This is a genomic window from Pontibacillus yanchengensis Y32 (assembly GCF_000770635.1).
In the GTDB taxonomy this organism is placed as follows: domain Bacteria; phylum Bacillota; class Bacilli; order Bacillales; family BH030062; genus Pontibacillus; species Pontibacillus yanchengensis.
The window spans coordinates 1-18745 of sequence record NZ_AVBF01000012.1 but is presented as its reverse complement, the minus strand read 5'-3'; the positions used below and the strand labels follow the sequence as shown (position 1 = coordinate 18745).

At 36.0% G+C, this 18745-nt stretch carries 25 protein-coding genes; 21 read left to right on the top strand and 4 right to left on the bottom strand.

The window, feature by feature from the left end; all coding sequences use genetic code 11:
* Positions 1–134 precede the first annotated feature (134 nt).
* The 6 genes from sirA (at position 135) to N782_RS06115 (ending at position 3233) form a co-directional block, all read left to right on the top strand.
* A complete protein-coding gene (gene sirA, locus N782_RS06140) occupies positions 135–572 on the top strand; it encodes a sporulation inhibitor of replication protein SirA (RefSeq protein WP_036817501.1) in 438 nt (145 codons plus the stop codon).
* 71 nt (positions 573–643) lie between these two features.
* The gene (locus N782_RS06135; protein ID WP_036817499.1) at positions 644–868 is read left to right on the top strand and encodes a YneF family protein; all 225 of its coding nucleotides are present in this window, start codon (positions 644–646) and stop codon (positions 866–868) included.
* Positions 869–1102: 234 nt separating this feature from the next.
* Positions 1103–1807, top strand: coding sequence for a cytochrome c biogenesis CcdA family protein (locus N782_RS06130; protein ID WP_036817497.1), 705 nt, complete (start codon positions 1103–1105; stop codon positions 1805–1807).
* 67 nt (positions 1808–1874) lie between these two features.
* Positions 1875–2300 (top strand): Na(+)/H(+) antiporter subunit B, encoded by a 426-nt coding sequence (locus tag N782_RS06125; RefSeq protein ID WP_036817496.1) that lies wholly within the window; start codon positions 1875–1877, stop codon positions 2298–2300.
* A 29-nt stretch (positions 2301–2329) separates the two neighbouring features.
* A complete protein-coding gene (locus N782_RS06120) occupies positions 2330–2689 on the top strand; it encodes a response regulator (protein ID WP_036817494.1) in 360 nt (119 codons plus the stop codon).
* Positions 2690–2735: 46 nt separating this feature from the next.
* On the top strand, positions 2736–3233 hold the full coding sequence (locus N782_RS06115; protein WP_036817492.1) for a CcdC family protein: 498 nt from the start codon (positions 2736–2738) through the stop codon (positions 3231–3233).
* Between the two features lie 18 nt (positions 3234–3251).
* Here the strand turns inward: N782_RS06115 and N782_RS06110 are convergent, their stop codons facing one another.
* A complete protein-coding gene (locus tag N782_RS06110; protein ID WP_036817586.1) occupies positions 3252–3680 on the bottom strand; it encodes a DUF2621 domain-containing protein in 429 nt (142 codons plus the stop codon).
* A 269-nt stretch (positions 3681–3949) separates the two neighbouring features.
* Here N782_RS06110 and N782_RS06105 point away from each other — a divergent pair, with 269 nt between their 5' ends.
* A complete protein-coding gene (locus tag N782_RS06105) occupies positions 3950–5074 on the top strand; it encodes an ATP-binding protein (protein ID WP_036817489.1) in 1125 nt (374 codons plus the stop codon).
* A 54-nt stretch (positions 5075–5128) separates the two neighbouring features.
* Positions 5129–5509 (top strand): hypothetical protein, encoded by a 381-nt coding sequence (locus tag N782_RS06100; protein ID WP_036817485.1) that lies wholly within the window; start codon positions 5129–5131, stop codon positions 5507–5509.
* A 103-nt stretch (positions 5510–5612) separates the two neighbouring features.
* On the opposite strand, the gene N782_RS06095 is transcribed toward N782_RS06100, so the two are convergent.
* Entirely contained in the window at positions 5613–5765 is a 153-nt protein-coding gene (locus N782_RS06095) for a small acid-soluble spore protein P (protein ID WP_036817484.1), read from the bottom strand.
* Positions 5766–5894: 129 nt separating this feature from the next.
* Here N782_RS06095 and N782_RS06090 point away from each other — a divergent pair, with 129 nt between their 5' ends.
* A complete protein-coding gene (locus tag N782_RS06090) occupies positions 5895–6161 on the top strand; it encodes a hypothetical protein (RefSeq protein WP_036817482.1) in 267 nt (88 codons plus the stop codon).
* Positions 6162–6263: 102 nt separating this feature from the next.
* Here the strand turns inward: N782_RS06090 and sspO are convergent, their stop codons facing one another.
* On the bottom strand, positions 6264–6416 hold the full coding sequence (sspO, locus tag N782_RS06085; protein ID WP_036817476.1) for a small acid-soluble spore protein O: 153 nt from the start codon (positions 6414–6416) through the stop codon (positions 6264–6266).
* Between the two features lie 182 nt (positions 6417–6598).
* Between sspO and acnA the strand changes: the two genes are divergently transcribed.
* From acnA to N782_RS06045, 9 genes are all read left to right on the top strand, one after another.
* A complete protein-coding gene (acnA, locus tag N782_RS06080) occupies positions 6599–9313 on the top strand; it encodes an aconitate hydratase AcnA (protein WP_036817475.1) in 2715 nt (904 codons plus the stop codon).
* A gap of 317 nt (positions 9314–9630) precedes the next feature.
* A complete protein-coding gene (locus N782_RS06075; RefSeq protein WP_036817474.1) occupies positions 9631–10287 on the top strand; it encodes a hypothetical protein in 657 nt (218 codons plus the stop codon).
* Positions 10288–10293: 6 nt separating this feature from the next.
* Positions 10294–10902, top strand: a complete 609-nt coding sequence (locus tag N782_RS06070; protein WP_036817468.1) for a TlpA family protein disulfide reductase — start codon at positions 10294–10296, stop codon at positions 10900–10902.
* A 74-nt stretch (positions 10903–10976) separates the two neighbouring features.
* The gene (locus N782_RS20965) at positions 10977–11111 is read left to right on the top strand and encodes an FbpB family small basic protein (RefSeq protein WP_084102996.1); all 135 of its coding nucleotides are present in this window, start codon (positions 10977–10979) and stop codon (positions 11109–11111) included.
* Between the two features lie 86 nt (positions 11112–11197).
* Positions 11198–11344 (top strand): acid-soluble spore protein N, encoded by a 147-nt coding sequence (locus N782_RS06065; protein ID WP_036817466.1) that lies wholly within the window; start codon positions 11198–11200, stop codon positions 11342–11344.
* Positions 11345–11356: 12 nt separating this feature from the next.
* The gene (gene tlp / locus N782_RS06060; RefSeq protein WP_036817464.1) at positions 11357–11599 is read left to right on the top strand and encodes a small acid-soluble spore protein Tlp; all 243 of its coding nucleotides are present in this window, start codon (positions 11357–11359) and stop codon (positions 11597–11599) included.
* 166 nt (positions 11600–11765) lie between these two features.
* Positions 11766–14060: an AAA family ATPase gene (locus tag N782_RS06055; protein ID WP_036817462.1), complete on the top strand. Its 2295-nt coding sequence runs from the start codon at positions 11766–11768 to the stop codon at positions 14058–14060.
* Positions 14057–14479: an acyl-CoA thioesterase gene (locus N782_RS06050; protein ID WP_036817461.1), complete on the top strand. Its 423-nt coding sequence runs from the start codon at positions 14057–14059 to the stop codon at positions 14477–14479. The genes N782_RS06055 and N782_RS06050 overlap by 4 nt, the downstream gene beginning before the upstream one ends.
* Complete coding sequence (locus N782_RS06045) at positions 14479–14784, top strand: hypothetical protein (protein ID WP_036817459.1); 306 nt, start codon at positions 14479–14481, stop codon at positions 14782–14784. Before N782_RS06050 ends, N782_RS06045 begins: the two co-directional genes overlap by 1 nt.
* A gap of 68 nt (positions 14785–14852) precedes the next feature.
* Here N782_RS06045 and N782_RS06040 read toward each other — a convergent pair whose 3' ends face one another.
* Complete coding sequence (locus N782_RS06040; protein ID WP_036817457.1) at positions 14853–15152, bottom strand: HesB/YadR/YfhF family protein; 300 nt, start codon at positions 15150–15152, stop codon at positions 14853–14855.
* A 108-nt stretch (positions 15153–15260) separates the two neighbouring features.
* Here N782_RS06040 and N782_RS06035 point away from each other — a divergent pair, with 108 nt between their 5' ends.
* From N782_RS06035 to N782_RS20635, 3 genes are read left to right on the top strand one after another with little or no spacing between them, the layout of a single operon-like run.
* Positions 15261–16196: an ABC transporter ATP-binding protein gene (locus N782_RS06035; protein ID WP_036817455.1), complete on the top strand. Its 936-nt coding sequence runs from the start codon at positions 15261–15263 to the stop codon at positions 16194–16196.
* Between the two features lie 12 nt (positions 16197–16208).
* Positions 16209–17522: an ABC transporter permease gene (locus tag N782_RS06030; protein WP_036817451.1), complete on the top strand. Its 1314-nt coding sequence runs from the start codon at positions 16209–16211 to the stop codon at positions 17520–17522.
* A 47-nt stretch (positions 17523–17569) separates the two neighbouring features.
* On the top strand, positions 17570–18691 hold the full coding sequence (locus N782_RS20635; RefSeq protein WP_237582589.1) for an ABC transporter permease: 1122 nt from the start codon (positions 17570–17572) through the stop codon (positions 18689–18691).
* The last annotated feature ends 54 nt before the right edge of the window (positions 18692–18745 follow it).

The window sequence follows — 18745 nt, the reverse complement described above, 5'->3', positions numbered from 1 at the left end:
TATCTGTACAGAAAACTCCCTGTTATAAAAGCAGGGAGTTGTTTTTCGACAAAAAAATCAAAACATTACTTACCATATTTGACACATTTTTTACTTTTATTAGGGTACTATGACTCTAATAGGAGGGACAGGCAATGCGTGAATATACGATTTATTGGGTGAAAGATGAATTTTCATATCATTATTTTCATAAAACAAGTGTTCTGTTTCAGTTTTTACAAGAGTGGAAACATAATCAAGGAAGCTCTGTTTATCAATTGCAATTTAATGAAGTAATCAAACCGTTACCTTTAGATCTTCTTATTCAACATATCGCAACAAAACTACGTAAGCCTGTGGAGTTATCTTTTGAAGAAAATGAAGCCTCATTTTATATACAACATCAAGGAAAATCCGTTCGATTAACACAAAAAAATGATCGTGAAGTTTGTTTCTATGCAGAGAGTTTACATCAGGCAGAAGAGGTCTTATTTGATACACTCAGGGCTATACATCCGTCGTTTTTTATTATAGACACTACTTATAGTCATTATGGATGGGTAGCACCGATTAAAAAAGAAGCTATTCTTTAGGCTCCTATTGTATTCTCTCTGGTGATTTACTATAATGTTTGAGAGACAACACGAAGGAGGAAATTTGAATTATGGGTACCATTTGGGTTATTGTTATTGCCCTCATAACACTTCTAGCAGGCGTTGCGCTAGGCTTTTTTATTGCTAGAAAGTACATGATGAACTATTTAAAGAAAAACCCGCCAATTAATGAACAAATGCTACGTACGTTAATGATGCAGATGGGGCAGAAGCCATCTCAGAAGAAAATTAATCAGATGATGCGAGCCATGAATAACCAACAGCAGCAAAAATAAATGGTAATCATAAAATCCTTCTTCTATTTTGAAGAAGGATTTTATATTATTACTAGAGTAAATGAAGCTTTTATAGTGATAAAACACAAGCTTCACAAAAACGTCATAAACTTGTAATTACTTATCATAGTATGAAACGTGTTTTTTATTTACAATTACAAGTAGACTAAAAAGTACAATAAATGGTTTCTATTAAGGGCTGTTTATTTTACTTGTTTGAAAGGGTGTTAAGGTGTGTCAGATTTAAATATATTTCTAGCGTTTGGAGCAGGGTTCTTATCGTTTATATCTCCATGTGTGTTACCGCTATACCCAGCTTTTCTTTCTTATATAACTGGTATGAGTGTAAATGAATTAAAATCAGAAAATGCAATGCTCAATAGAAGAAGTGTATTACATACAATCTTTTTCTTAATTGGTTTTTCTAGTATTTTCATTGTTTTGGGTTATTCAACAAGCTTTATAGGAGAATTTCTTTATCAATATCAGGATCTTATCCGGCAAATAGGAGCAATCTTAATTGTCTTCTTTGGTTTTGTTATTATTGGTGTATTTAACTTTGAATTCCTAATGAAAGATCGTAAAATTCATTTTAAAAATAGACCTGGTGGCTATTTAGGATCACTTGTAATTGGTATGGCATTTTCAATGGGGTGGACTCCTTGTACAGGACCTATTCTTGGGTCTGTACTCGCATTAGCAGCTTCAAATCCGGGAAGTAGTGTTGTTTACATGATTGCTTATTCATTAGGATTCTCTGTTCCGTTTCTACTTCTATCCTTTTTCATTGGGCAAATTAACTGGATTAAGCAAAACAGTGCCAAGCTTGTAAAAATTGGCGGTTATGTGATGATTTTTATGGGAGTATTTTTATTTTTTGACTTAATGACAAAGCTAACCTCATACCTTGCAGGACTGTTTGGTTTTACTGGTTTTTAATCGATGATGGCATTGTGCTATCATTTGTATTATCATAAAGATATGTTGTAATAAAGGAGAAGTGTCAATGAGGACGAATGACTTAATTTTACGAACCACAACTATACTAATTGCCTTTATACTATTGGCATTTTCTGTTTATCTATTTATCGCTGGTCATAATGCTCCAGGCGGAGGATTTATAGGGGGGCTAATGACAGCAGCTGCAGTAGTTTTGATGTACATGACATACGGATTTGAATCTGTAAAAAAAATCATACCAATAAACTTCCGTTATCTCATTCCAGTGGGATTGTTAACTGCCGTGCTAACTGGTATGGGTTCCTTCTTGTACAATGAACCATTTCTTAGTCAAACCTTTGCGCATTTTTCACATATTCCTATTCTTGGGGAAGTAGAACTGGCGACGGCCTTGTTATTTGATTTAGGCGTATATTTAACAGTCGTAGGTATTACGTTAACCATTATACTATCAATAGCAAACGATCAATAAACGGAATACAACGTAGGGGAGGGATTGGCTTGGCTAGAATTTTAATTGTAGATGATGCTAAATTCATGAGATTGACTTTGTCAAACATCTTACAAAAAGGAGAACATCATGTGGTTGGCGAAGCTGAAAATGGCACACAAGCTGTTGAGATGTTTGAAGCTGAGCAGCCGGACTTAGTAACAATGGATATCACAATGCCAGAACTCAATGGTCTAGATGCAATGAAAAAAATATTATCAAACAATCCGAAAGCTAAAATAGTCATGTGCTCAGCAATGGGGCAACAAAAAATGGTTGTAGAAGCAATTGAAGCAGGGGCTAAAGATTTTATCGTCAAACCATTTGATGAAAGTAGAGTGTTAGAAGCAATCAATCGTGTACTAGGCTAATGGTTTAGTGTACATAAGTTTATGGACTTTAGAAAGAGTGGATGTTATGTGGGTTATTGCTAGTACAGTTGTTGCTGCATTTATGGCAACAATGATGATTTTTATACGAATGCGAGCTGCTAAAAAGCCTGCTTCCATAAAAAAAATTATATTGCCCCCAATTTTCATGAGTACAGGAGCCCTAATGTTTTTATTCGAGCCTTTCCAAGTACAAGGTACACAGGTTTTAGAAGCTATGTCAGTGGGGATTTTGTTTTCTATTTTCTTAATCAAGACATCTAAGTTCGAAGTAAGAGAACAAGACATTTATTTAAAACCTTCTAAAGCGTTTGTTTTTATATTGATTGGTCTCTTAATCTTACGTATAGTGTTAAAGCTCATTATTGGACAAACAGTCTCTATAGGAGAGACTAGTGGCATGTTTTTCTTATTAGCGTTTGGTATGATAGTATCTTGGCGTATTGCTATGCTCTTTAAATATGTACGTCTGGAAAAAGAGGTTAAACGCTCAAAAAGCACGCAGGATATTGCAGCACAAAAATAACCCTCGCTAGAGCGAGGGTTATTTTTCGAATAATGGTAAATAGGGTTGGACATCTATATTTTTTTCATCTAACGTCTGTTTAAGAAATTTGTGATCACGTTTAGGTGTCGCTAAAATATACCCTTCAATAATCACTTCTTGAGTAATAGCATTTTTATTCTTTTCAACAGCAACTTGAGAGATTCGTCCTGCAATCTTTTGTCTGGCAACATCTCTAAAAAGTTCAGGAACAGGTGTTACAAGCTCTTCTAGAAAAGCTCTTTGTTCTTCTCCCCACATATGTAGGGTTTCATTAATGTAATGTTCCTCCCAATCAATAATAGACTTTCCATCGTCCTTTGGCAGACGTTTGAGGAATTTACGGAACATAAAATAACCGCCAACTGCTAAGAGCCCTACCATCGTACAGGTCCATAACACAATAAAAATGGCAAATACGGTACTCAATTCAATCACCTTTTCTAACTCGTCCTTATTATGGTTAGAATAGCACAGAAAACCCTAAAGGTCTATAAAGCTATACGTAATGTATAAGAGTTTATAATTCGACAGGAATATTATAAAATGTTTGGAATAGAATGACAAGAGAATGAAATGTAATCCGTTTCAAACTATATTATTATAAATTTTTATGTTTTTTTACAACTTTTCTTGAAGAAAGTGAATTTTGTGGGATAAAATGTTAGTATGTCCTGTAAAGGTTAGGGGGCGGATGGATGAGTAATCATTCTCGACAACCAATTAATAACAACGATATTCATACTAATAAAGATTACACATCAAATAAATACTACGTTTCCCTATCTGATTTACCTGGCTCTTATCATAATTGGATAGACGAATACGGATTTGATGTGATTTGTGTATGTGACAAACAAGGGAATTTTCAATATCTATCCTCTTCCGTTAAACGACTATTAGGATTTGAGCCCAATGACCTTATTGATCAAAACGCACTTGACTACTTTTCACCACAAGATCAAGAAAAGCTCAAGGAAACTTTTTGGGAAAATCCCACCATACCTAAAACCATTGATCTTCAAGTAAAACAAAAAAGCGGAAAGTATATTTGGGTTGAAACGATATTATCGTTACAAGAAGGGGATGCGGGAGGAGAAATACTCGCATTAATTAGAGATATATCGGATAAAAAAGAAGCGGAAGAAATGATGATACGTTCAGAGAAAATGTCCGTCGCCGGTCAATTAGCTGCTGGTATTGCACATGAAATTCGTAATCCTTTAACCTCGTTAAAAGGGTTCCTTCAGCTACTTCAAGTTGGATCTGATGGGAAAGATGGCTATTATACAATTATGAACGAAGAAATTGAAAAGATGGAAACAATTACATCCGAGCTATTGTTCATTTCAAAACCAATGACTAATGAGCGTAAAAGCGAGTCACTATTCTCAATGATTCAAGATGTTTGCACATTGTTACAATCACAGGCAAAACTTCATCATATAGACTTGGATCTCCAATGTGAGGAAGAGTATATGGTTTCTTGTGATAGATCGCAAATTAAGCAAGTTTTTATTAATTTAATAAAGAATGCTGTTGAAGTAATGGAAAATGGCGGGAAAATAACAATCTTAACTTATACAAAAGATCACTTCATATTTATAGATGTTATCGATGAAGGCCCTGGAGTACCAAAGCACTTGATTAACAAAATAAAAGAACCTTTTTTCACAACGAAAAAAAATGGTACTGGGCTAGGTCTAATGATTACCCATCAAATTTTAGAGAAACACAATGGGAAATTAGAAATACATGATCATCATCCAAATGGAAGTATATTTCGTGTACTTTTACCCGCTATAGTCGAAAATGCAAACTAATCATTTCTAATTTATTTTTGTAGAATCCATTACTTAAAGGGATTGGAGTGTCAAATGTTCACAACAATGATGAAGGATGAAACCATCCAACATGTTTATTCGAGCTTTCTAGAAAAATATCCTAAGCTATTATCTATTTATGATCAGGAAAAGTTAGAACATATTAGACAGGATACGTTGTATCATATTGAGCATTTGGAAGCAGCCTCAGAATTTAGAATGGATTCAATCTTTTTTGATTATGTTAAATGGACAGATTCTGTATTGAGTTCTAGAGGTATTAAAACAGAACTTCTTATCGATTGTTTTACGTGGATAAAAGAAATAATGCATATATATAAACAGCATAATAAAGACCAAGGCTATTATACATATTTGTTAGATGAAGGAATTACTATTTTAAATAGTAAAGTAATATCGGAAAAAAGTCAGTGAAGCTGTACAGCTTCACTGACTTTTTGTCGTCTAAGAAGTTATAAGGTCCCCGTGATATACGTTGCATAACGGCACCTTGAACTTTTATTCTTTATATATTTTTCTACATATCATGGGAAGAGTGGTTTTTTTGACGGGTGTGGTTTTTGTTTTTCACCTTATGGTTTCCACTTAACGGTTCACCGTAAGGCTGTTTTGGGCTTTTAGGTAAATCAACACGGTCTTGTTGTTTTGGACCTTTTGGTTTTCCTGACATGTGCTCGCCTCCTTTGTGTTTCTATATAGTTTTTGATATCCTTGTTCAAACTATTCGCGAGACGCTTATGTATGGTTTCTTGGTCTATGAGATACACTATTACATAAATGTAAAAGGAGTGTGTACCTTATGCCTTATCACAAAGATAAACAACAGGCTTTTCAAGCTGCACAGCAAGGTTTTAAACAAGCCATTGATGCCAATCAAGAACGAATGACCTCCATTGGGAAATCTGAGTATGGAAAAGAACTTGCTCATTTGACTCAAGAAATGAACGAGGCATTTGTTCAAATTGATAAAGCGTTAGAAGTGGCTAGTGAACATCAATATGATCAATTAAAGCAATATCAGCATGATTTGCAATCGATTATGAATGACGTTCAAAAAACACAGTAAGTAGAAATAATATTAGAGTACACGTGCAATGGAAAAATCCTAGTACAACAGGTTATTGTTTGTACTAGGATTTTTTGTAATATTTTTTGATAGCGATAAAGGTTACTGGTTTTTTTTGCGTTTCTTATTGTTCATCCGTTCCTCTGGTTTAAGAGGTTGTTGAGGAATCTCTTCATTGTATCCTGCACCATTTCCTTGGGCTTTTGCTGCGTTCATACCTGGCCTTGAATGATTGGCTTTTCGTTTACTATTCATATGCTCACCTCCTATTACAATTATTATTAGGAAAATTGTAACGAAATATTTTACTTATAAATCGTTTTCATTTAAAATGTTAGTTGCAGATTTTTCTTGAAATTAATCTGATAGTGACATAATGGGGTAGGAGAAGCCATGTAGGCTTTTCGATTTAATTTCATTTAGGGGGTAAACAGTTTATGGCAGCAAATGATACTTATAATGCACGCAAGCAATTTGAACTGAATGGTAAAACGTATAACTATTACAAGCTTAAAACGTTAGAAGATGCTGGATATGGTAAAATTTCACGTCTTCCATACTCCATTCGAGTCCTTTTAGAATCGGTTCTTCGTCAACAAGATGGTGAAGTGATTCAAAGGGAACATATTGAAAAATTAGCTAAGTGGGGAAGCAAAGATGCAGAAAGCGTAGATGTACCATTTAAACCATCTCGTGTCATTCTACAAGACTTTACAGGAGTTCCCGCAGTAGTAGACTTGGCTTCGTTACGTAAAGCAATGGTAGACATGGGTGGAAGCCCTGAGAAAATCAATCCAGAGGTTCCAGTGGACCTTGTTATTGACCACTCTGTACAAGTCGATGAGTATGGTACTGAAAACGCACTACAGCGAAACATGGAACTAGAATTTGAACGTAACAAAGAGCGTTATGAATTCCTTAATTGGGCCAAAAAAGCGTTCGATAACTATGAGGCAGTTCCACCAGCAACAGGAATCGTCCACCAAGTAAACCTTGAATATATCGCAAACGTGGTACATGCTTTAGAAAATGAGAATGGTGAATATGAAACATATCCTGATACATTAGTAGGTACAGACTCACACACAACTATGATTAATGGTCTAGGTGTTCTTGGCTGGGGTGTTGGAGGCATTGAAGCTGAAGCTGGAATGCTTGGACAACCTTCTTATTTCCCTGCTCCAGAAGTTATTGGAGTTAAGCTTACAGGAAGCTTCCCACAAGGAACAACAGCTACAGACCTTGCGTTAAAAGTAACGCAAAAGCTACGCCAGAAAAATGTAGTTGGAAAATTTGTTGAATTCTTTGGACCTGGTCTTTCTGATATGCCACTTGCTGATCGCGCAACCATCTCAAATATGGCACCAGAATACGGAGCTACTTGTGGCTTCTTCCCAGTAGATAAAGAATCACTTGAATACTTACGTCTAACAGGACGTTCTGAAGAGCATATTCAATTGGTCGAGCAATATTGTAAAGAAAATGATCTTTTCTATACGCCTGACCAAGAAGATCCTGAGTTTACAGATCTAGTGGAGATCGAACTTAGTGAACTTGAACCAAACTTATCTGGACCAAAGCGTCCTCAAGACCTTATTCCATTATCAGAAATGAAAGAGTCATTCAACAAAGCTCTAACAGCACCTGAAGGAAACCAAGGATTTGGTTTAAGTGAGCAAGAGAAGGACAAAGAAGTTACCATAGAGCATCCTAACGGGAAATCTTCTGTAATGAAAACAGGTGGGGTGGCGATTGCAGCTATTACATCCTGTACCAATACATCCAACCCACATGTAATGTTAGGCGCTGGTCTCATCGCGAAAAAAGCTGTTGAGAAAGGGCTAGAAGTGCCTGAATATGTCAAAACATCGTTAGCTCCTGGTTCCAAAGTTGTAACACGTTATTTAGAAGACTCTGGACTAATGCGTTACCTTGAGACGTTAGGCTTTAACCTTGTTGGGTATGGTTGTACAACATGTATTGGTAACTCTGGACCACTTGCTCCAGAGATTGAACAAGCTATCGCAGATAACGATTTAACCGTTTCTTCCGTATTATCAGGTAACCGTAACTTTGAAGGACGCATTCACCCATTAGTGAAAGCAAACTATCTTGCTTCACCACCACTAGTTGTAGCATATGCGCTAGCAGGTACTGTAGATGTTGATCTTAAGAATGAACCAATTGGAACAGACCAGGATGGAAAAGACGTTTACTTTAACGATATCTGGCCAACGATGGATGAAATAAAGGCAGAGATTGATAAGAACGTTAATCCTGAGATTTTCCGTAAAGAATACGAAAATGTCTTTGATTCAAACGAAAAATGGAATGAAATTCAAACGACAGATGAACCTTTATATGACTGGGACGAAAATTCTACGTATATTCAAAATCCTCCATTCTTTGAAGGATTGGCAAAAGATCCAGATGAAGTGAAGAGCTTGAACAACCTTCGTGCTATTGGGAAATTTGGTGATTCTGTAACAACAGACCACATCTCCCCAGCGGGTGCGATTGCAAAAGATATGCCAGCTGGTCAGTACTTGCAAGAAAAAGGCGTATCCCCACGCAATTTCAACTCTTATGGGTCTCGTCGTGGTAATCATGAAGTTATGATGCGTGGTACGTTTGCAAATATACGTATTCGTAACAAGTTAGCTCCTGGTACAGAGGGCGGATTCACAACTTATTGGCCTACTGGTGAAGTAATGCCTATCTATGATGCTGCCATGAAGTATCAACAAGATGGAACAGGCTTACTTGTAGTAGCTGGTAACGATTATGGCATGGGAAGTTCTCGTGACTGGGCTGCAAAAGGTACAGATCTACTAGGTATCAAGACAGTTATCGCAGAAAGTTTTGAGCGTATTCACCGTTCAAACTTAGTTATGATGGGTGTACTTCCATTACAGTTCAAAGACGGAGATAGTGCTGATTCTCTTGGCTTAACTGGTGAGGAATCCTTTGATATTAAAATTGATGAGAACGTAAAACCTCATGACCTAGTAGAAGTTACAGCTACAGATGAACAAGGAAATAAAACAGAATTTAACGTCATTGCACGTTTCGATAGTGGTGTTGAAATTGACTACTATCGTCACGGAGGAATCTTACAAAAAGTATTACGTGATAAGTTACAAACCACATAAATTTGAACATAAAAGAAGTCGCTCATGCGGCTTCTTTTTATTCGTTTAGCATACAATAAATGAGTTAATTTATGTGGATAACCTGATCTAGTGATGTTGCCATTTCCAGCTCCAAGCGACTAGCAAATTTCCTGGTGTTTTTCGCTAAGGGACTGCCCTAAGATTTTGTTCCTTGAGTTAAATCCACTAGTATGATTTTTTCTTTTTTCACTAACTCTATAATTATTGACAATTTAGTTATAAATAACTCAATATCTTTACATAATTGTCGGTTATCCTTAATATAAATACCATGATATGTATAAAGGAGCGGAGAGATGTACCACGTATTACAAATAGGCCCAATCTCTTTGCCATTAAAAACGCTAGTCATAATCGCATCTGCCATTCTTGCTATGGGTTGGATCTATTTGTTACAAATAAAATATACATCTACTAAGAAGTGGACAACCCCTATAGAATGGGCATATTCCGTCTTATGGGTGGTCATCATTTGGAAAGTAAGTTATGTTCTTATTCATCCCATAGAAACCATACACTATCCCCTTAGACTGATATATTTTGACGGGGGGATACTTGGACTAGTTATTGGTATTGTAATAGGGGGCTATTCTTTTTATAAGTCCACATCAAATGTACTTTCACTTTTTACACCTAGATTGCAAATGGGGATATCCGGTTTATTGTTTTGGTTTGGCACGTATAGTATGCTATATTCACTAATCTTCACAATTCATTATTTACATGCACTAATTGGAATGTATTTTATCTTAACTGCACTCACCTATTGGTATAGGACTAGTTTGAATGATATCCAACACTCTTTACGTGTGTTGCAGTGGGGCAGTGCTGGATGGATTACATCGCAACTGTTCTTTAATAGTCAAGAGATAGATATGAAAATATGGATTGTTTTTATTATTTGGTCAGTTATATTCTTTATTGATTTTAAATTGAGCCACAGAAGGAAGTGAAAGAACATGATAAAAAGAACTCTCGCAGGTGGTATCTTGCTAATATTGTTTGGTTTTACCATTTATAGTGTCCTCGACGCAAGTTCGAAGAAGGACCAGGCTAGTCAGAATGGAGAACTAAAAATGATTGAGTCGGAGTATTCAGAAGGAGAGGGAGCTTCTATTTCACCACCTGATGCTCCTGAAGGATTGAAAGTAGGGGAAAAGGCTCCAGATGTTGAGCTAGAGACGCTTGATGGTGAAACAGTTCATCTTTCTGACTTTGAAGGGGAGCCTGTGTTCCTTAACTTTTGGGCTACATGGTGCCCGCCTTGTAAAGTAGAAATGCCTGAAATGCAAACGTTTCATGAGAAATACGGGGATGAGGTAACGATTATAGCAGTGAATGCCACAGGAACAGAAACAAGCAAAGAAAAAGTTAAACAATTTATTGAGGAGGAAGGCTACACCTTTAAAGTCCTATTAGATCCTGAAATGAAAGCCAACTCCCTTTACAGAGCCCAAGCACTGCCAACAACGTACTTTATTGGAAAAGATGGAACTATACAACAATCTACAAAAGTAGGGCCAATGAGTTATGATTTTATGAAAGATAAAATGTCTAAAATGAATTAACGTTATGTGAAGAAGTATATTTTCTGAAAATTAGGGTAATCCTTTACTAACTAAATTTTAAAGGAGCGACTCTTATGGGCAGAAAAAAGAAGCCTTCATTTGAGGATTTAATCAAACTCAATCGTAAAGCTATAATTGAAGATGAAAAGTTAATGGGTAAAATTGAGGAAAAAATAGAAAAACGCATGAATGATACATTAAACAGATAACCAACATGGTTATCTGTTTTTGTATATTTAACCTATGTTAACAAACACTATTGATGTACTTCTTCATTATGAAAGGAGGTACATCAATGGGAAACCCAAAAAAAGATTCAAAACATTTTGTGCCTAGTCATTTAGGGACTCAATCAAGAGAAGCAGGCGGAAATAAAGGTAAACAGATGCAAATACAAAATACTCACAAACCAAAAGTAATCAAAACAAAAGGGAAAAAATAAGGAGGAAAAATCATGAGTCATAAACAACAACCTGTAAATCCTGATGATCGTAGTGATAATGTAGAGAAACTTCAAGAAAAGGTGCAAAATACTATAGAGAATATTGAAGAAGCTCATGATACGATGCAATTTGCATCAGAGGAAGAAAAACAAAAGATTGAAGCTAAAAACAAACGTCGAGAAGAATCCATTAATTCCATGCGAAATGAAATAAAAGACGAAGCTCGCCAACGTCAACAAAATGAACGTAAATAGCTTAGAAAACCCTGTTGCGTAAACAGGGTTTTTTCACATTGTATTAGTTCACTTTAGAAAAGTAATAAACTCAATATACATATCTTCAGTTATATGCAGAATAATCAACTTCACCCAATAGCTATGATAAAATATGTGAATGGAATACCTAAATAAGGGTGATGACATGACAATAGACCAACTACCAATACAACATATAAGAGAATGGACGAATCTTTCAGCCGATCCGCCTATTGATGAATCAGAAGCTTTGCGGTGGATAGATTCCCATCTACATGAAGAAGTTACACTCCCATATGATATAATAAGCCGTTTGTATGGCTTAATTGCCTATGATCGATTGAAACGAAGTCATATTAATCATGAAACGATAGCAAAAGAGTTTGTTCAACAAGGGAAGACTTACACGGACAGTGATCCAATTTTATATCAGATAGAAGAAATGTTAGATATCATTTCTCATTATTCCTTAATTGAAAGTAGTAATTTTACCTCATTTATGTTGCATGAGGCCGATCACCAATCTGTAAAACGAAAAAAACTACAAGCAATTGAACAAAAGGTTGAGGCATTGGAGGAAGATTGGACTACTCATTCGACTACTTATCCTAGTTCAAAGGATAATTACTCTACATCAATTCTTATAAAGGTACAAGAGGCATTAGATGAAATGCTGAGAGAGATAGATCCTTTTAAAGCAAACGAAATGAATGGGGCCAATCATGTTTCCACAACGTCGATTAATCAATTGCTTAGGACATTGGATTCATTGAAAGAAGATCTTAAACAGATATTACCTGTGGCTTTTCAAGGGGAAGAATCCAGAAATGCGTTAAGTCAATTAGATGATATGGTAGGCTTATATGAAATTAAACAATATATCGAACGATATTATCATTATTTGAAATATCAACAGCACCGGAAGCACTTGGGCTTTCATATGGTGGATGAGCCAGAGCTGCATATGATTATCACAGGTAATCCAGGCACAGGAAAAACGACTATTGCACGCCTCCTTGCTAATATTTATTATGAGCTTGGTTTATTAGAGACAAAGGATGTTATTGAAGTTAATCGTTCACACCTTGTAGGTTCTTATGTAGGTCAAACTGAGGAAAATACTATGAATTATGTTAAACAAGCAAGTGGTGGAGTTCTGTTTATAGATGAAGCTTATAGTTTGAAGCGAGAAGGTCAAACAGGAAATGACTATGGCCAGGCAGTGATTGATACACTAGTATCAGCTATGACCAGTAAAGAGTACGGGGACACATTTGCTGTTATCTTAGCAGGTTATCCAGAAGAAATGCGTCAATTCCTTTGGAGTAACCCTGGCTTAAGAAGCCGTTTCCCAGAGCAGAATCACATTGAATTACCTGACTATGAAATGAGCGAACTTGTTCATATTGGTGAGACAACTGCCTTAGAAAATGATTACTTTTTTACCAATAATGCGCTAACACAATTACAGAATGCCATCGATAAACAAAAAGTTGATGAATCATTCGGAAATGCGCGAGCAGTTCGAAATATAGTACTACAAACAATCTTCCATAAAGGTGCTAATAAATTAAAGCTTGACCATCAAAATTGGCTTGATTATATGAGGCTAGAAGAGAATGATTTCCGACATCTATTAGAAGATTCTAACCAAGAGGATAACCCTTTACATCAACTTGATCAATTAATTGGACTACAACCAGTTAAGGATGAAGTGAACAAGCTGTCTTCCTTTGTTCGCCTGCAAAAGAAGAGACAAGAGGAAGGGCTACCCACTGTTCCAATTCAACTGCATGCCGTTTTCTCGGGCAATCCCGGAACTGGTAAAACAACTGTTGCACACATCTATGCAAAAGTCCTAAAAGATTGTGGACTACTAAAAAGAGGTCATGTTGTAGTAGCCTCTCGAAGTGACCTTGTAGCTGGATATGTAGGTCAAACATCAATCAAAACCAAGAAGAAAATACGTGAAGCACTAGGTGGAGTTTTATTTATAGATGAAGCATACGCTCTTCTACAAACTGGTGGGAATGATTTTGGAAAAGAAGCAATTGATACACTAGTGGATGAGATGACGAAGCATAATGAAAACCTTGTCGTTATTTTAGCTGGATATAAACAAGAGATGAGACAACTGATTCAAAGTAACCCTGGCTTATCTTCTAGGTTCAAGAAATTCTTTCATTTTCCGGACTACACAGCTGAAGAGCTGGTAGAAATAAGTGAATATCAAGCAAGTCTTTATCAGTACACGTTTGATGATGATGCTCTACATTACCTTACGAATCAATTTGAGCAACATCAAACAGAAGGGAATGGACGATTCGTAAAAAATCTTGTTGATGAAGCGGTTCAATACCAGGCGTTACGAATCGATATGAAGGATATGGGAGATATATATACCCTTAAGCAAGATGATATACAAAAGGCATGGAACGCTGTGAAAGGGAGAGAGATATGAAGGTAAATGAAACGGAAGTAAAAGTTCGCTATCAAGAAACAGACCAAATGGGTGTGGTCTATCATGCAAACTACTTCGTTTGGTTTGAAATAGGTAGAACGGCTTTTATTGAGGATTTAGGATTTTATTATCATGAAATGGAAAAAAGCGGGATTGTTTCGCCACTTGTCGATGCTAACATTCAATTCAAACAACCATTAAGATATGGTCAAACAGCAACTGTGAAAACATGGCTGGATTATTATGATGGCTTGAAGGTAATCTATGCATATGAAATACAAACTCCTGATGGAGAAACAGCTGTTACAGGAAAAACACAGCACGTATGTGTGAAAAAAGAAAACTTTCGTCCAGTTTCTATACGAAGAGTATTCCCAGAATGGCACAAAGCCTACTTGGAAGCAAAAGGTGATGCCTAGTGGCGTTTGGTGTGAAACGAAACGAGCTTAAAAAATGGAAGCAGAAAGTGGAAGCAGGAGAAATTGCTTTTCTTACCCATTACTGGTTAGATGATCGATTTCCAGAATCTAAAACTGTAACGAAAGTAGGCTGTTCTGATAAAGTTAAGCTTGCAAAATGGGGCAAGCAATACGATTTAAAGCCTCAATGGATTCACAATGATCCTCACTATCCCCATTTTGACTTACTAGGTAAGAAACAATTGAATATCCTAAAAGCAGAGAACATGTACGAGCACATCAATCGTTTTCATTTAGAAGATTAAAATATATTAAGAAATCCCCTTCTTACAATCAAGTAAGAAGGGGATTTTTTGGTCATTATTGAATAGTATTATTGAGTGGAGTCAATATACTCAAAGTTCGGTTCCTTTTTATCTTCGTCGTAATACACGTTAACATCATGGTGATCAAAATACCAAGCATCTTCATCCTCGACATAAAAATGGATGTTATTAACAGTTGCCTCCATAATCGGTTCTTCAGGAGTGTCTGGTCGTATGCCTAAAGAAAAGCCAGGCTGAAGTCCACAAACCCCTCCGTATCTTACAAAGAATCGGAGCGATGTATTGTTTGTTAATTCTAATTCTTCTTTATACCATGCTGCTGCTTCTTCTTGTACGGTTAATTTCATATTATTCATCTCCTAGCTATCTAAGTTACACTTCATGTTAATGGTAATACAATACCAAAACTACTTCAAATTTAAACGTCTTTTCTGAATCCATAAGGGGGAATACCATTGTTTTTAGAAATAAGAGATTTACATAAGAAATTCCATAAGCATTGTGCTGTACAAAATGTTAATTTATCTATTGATAAAGGAGAAGTATTAGGTTTATTAGGTCCAAATGGGGCAGGGAAATCAACTACTATCTCTATGATTTCTACATTATTACTACCTACAGATGGAGATATTTTGTTTAAAGAAACCTCGGTTGTCGAGAAGCCACAACAAATAAGGGACATACTTGGATATGTACCACAGGAAATTGCTTTATATCCTGAGTTTACTGCACTGGAAAATTTACACTTCTTTGCTAAAATGTATAAGGTCCCAAGAAAAAATAGAGTGGATCGAATACAAGAGGTTCTTCAATTAGTTGGATTAACAGATCGTGCTACTGAAAAAATTGAAACGTATTCTGGTGGAATGAAAAGACGTTTGAATATTGCTTGTGCGTTAGTCCATAAGCCTGAATTACTCATATTAGATGAACCAACAGTTGGGATTGATCCTCAATCAAGAAATCATATTCTGCAAATGGTGAAACAACTAAGTAAGGATGGTATGACAATCATATATACAAGCCATTACATGGAAGAAGTAGAGTTTTTATGTGATCGAATTGCTATTATGGATAATGGGGAAATTATTGCTCTTGGCACAAAAGAAGCATTAACAAATGTAGTGGAGCAACAAGATGTCATGACAATCCGTGCTATTCCGGTTAAAACAACGTTTAAGGAGCAAATAGAACAACTTGAAGATGTTACCTATGTTAATTGTAAAGATAATTCGTACGATATTGGAATCAAACAAGGAGCGGATTTGTTACCTGAAGTTTTTACGATTGCTCAAAATTTAGAAGTAAGGATTCTTCATGTTGAAGTGAAAACTCCGCGCCTAGAGGATGTTTTCTTATACCTTACAGGAAAAACGTTAAGAGATGCTTAAGGGGGAGAAGAAGTGATTATAGCTCATACCATAAAAGATATCATGAGGATGATCAAAGACCGAAAAGCATTATTGATTATACTGCTCATGCCAGCAGTATTAACGATATTATTAGGTGCTTCAGTAGGTAAGCTTATGAATGGCTCTTCAAAGATTAGTTCTATTCCTATCGCTATTGTAGACCAAACAAGTCCAGCTTCACTTGACGATCCTTCCATACAATCGTTTATCACTCAAGGTGAAAGTCCGATAAATAGCCCTCAAGAAGACATTGAGTTTGTTAGTCTATTTCTTAATGAAGTACTTGAAAATAAAGAAGTAAAAAATCTTATTGACTATCAAGTTCTTTCGATAGATGAAGCAATGCAGTTACTAGATGCTAACAAGATTACAGCTGTTATCACATTTCCAGAAAGTTTTAATCAAGATGTACTGCAAGCAATGGTGATGTCATCTCCTAAACAAGTCCAAGTGCAAATGAAGCAAAACCCAAACGAAGGACTTCAGAACGAGATTGTAAAAGGTCTTGTGCAATCTTACACCAACCAACTTTCAAAAAATGTTATTACGAAAAACACAATAGTCCAACTAATGAATGATAATGCTCCCATACGTAAAGAACTTGGAGAAAGTATGGAAGAAGCTATGAATCAATCCTTTTCCTCTGATAGAAAAGAATTTTACACAGAGCGTAAATCTCTACAAGGACTTACATCCATCAATGGTATTCAATATTATACAGCAGGAATGGCAGTCATGTTTATGCTCTATTTAGCTAGTTATGCTGGGTTGTATGTGAAGGATGAAATGAGAATGCACACCTTTCAACGAATACGTGCATCGAAATCCTCTATATGGGATGTGTTAGTAGGACGATTTTTATCAGCACTGTGTCTATCTTTTTCTCAGTTAGTTATTTTATTTTCTGTTTCTAAATTGCTATTCTCTATATCATGGGGAAATGTATGGGCGTTACTTCTTATTATGCTAGTGTCTTCAATTGGAGTCGCCTCTCTAGCGATTTGTATAAGTGTTTTCACACTCCATACCCCTAAAGTTGATATAACTAATATCTTTCAAAGCGTATTAATTCCTTTTTTGGCGATGCTAGGTGGTAGTTTTATCTCAACGGCAACTTTACCAGAAATCATCCAGGAAATTGGAAATAACATAATCAATGGTGCTTCCTTACAAGCCTTTGTTGGTGTGATGCAAGGAGTTCCCATTCAACAACTTTCTGGTTCAATCATAGCTGTTCTATTGAATGGCGTTGTTTTCCTAATTATTAGCGCTTTTCTTGTTTTTAGAAAGAAAGAGGTGTTTTAATGAGGGCGTTGTTATGGGCTAGATGGAAGGGATTTCGAAAACATAAAATGTTATTCCTTATTATGTTGTTTCTTCCCATTGTATTTACGTACTTTTTTTCTATGTCAAATTCACAGGAAGTAACACAAATTCCTATATATATGGAAGATGAAAGTCAAATCGCTAACAGGTTAGTTGAGAAAATAAATAAACAAAGTGATGTCGATGCAATACTTATGGATGAGAAAGAAATGAATGAGGCTATTGTAGATGGAATAGTAGATGCAGGAGTAGTAATCGATCAAAGCACGGTGGAACGTTTAAACACACCTAATAAATCCGTGACATTTACGATATTAAGAACGACAGATACAGCAGGAGTTCAACTGATCGAGCAAGCTGTTCGAAGTGCTGCTTCAGAACTTTCTACTGAAATGAATGTGACGAACTCCATCCTTAAAGCCATTCCTAATGACATACCAATCAATCTGACAGATGTAAGTCCCCTGGTACAACAATCATTCTCTGAAAAACCACCTATCTCAGTCACAGCCGAGGCCTATCAAAGTGATTCTGAAGTAAAATATGATGCTTCCTTTCAATCCTTAGTCGGTTTTACATTATTTTTTACAATGTACACCATCATCTTTACACTGGGTGAATTAATAGAGGATAGACAAAACAGAGTACTAGATCGAATGCTTATTTCTCCGGTATCTATTCCTAATATATATGTTGCTAATTTTATTTATAGCTTTATTTTGGGATATATACAAATCATTATACTTTTCCTTTTTGGGAAATATGTACTTGGAATAGAATGGGGAAGTGCTTTGGGTAGTATTTTGATTATCTTAGCTTTATATGTCATGACTACCATGGCGGTGGGGATGCTTTTAGTTGGAATGTCAAATACAATGCAACAATTAAGTGCTCTAACTCCAATTGTTGCTGTTAGTTTTGCCATGCTAGGTGGGGCGTATTGGCCAATTGAGATAGTGGAAAGTCAACTACTAGTAAATCTTGCGCATATAACTCCAATCTTTCATGCAATGAATGCACTAAAAGCTTTTGTTCTATATGATCAAACCCTTCAGGATGTTCTGTCCTCCATATTATGGCTAAGTAGCATGAGTATGGGGTTATTTATCATTGGGATACTGTTGTTTAGAGTACGAATGTATCGTTAATGTAGATGATTATTCAGTATTCCATAAGAGCCCCATTATGTTGAAGACTTGAAG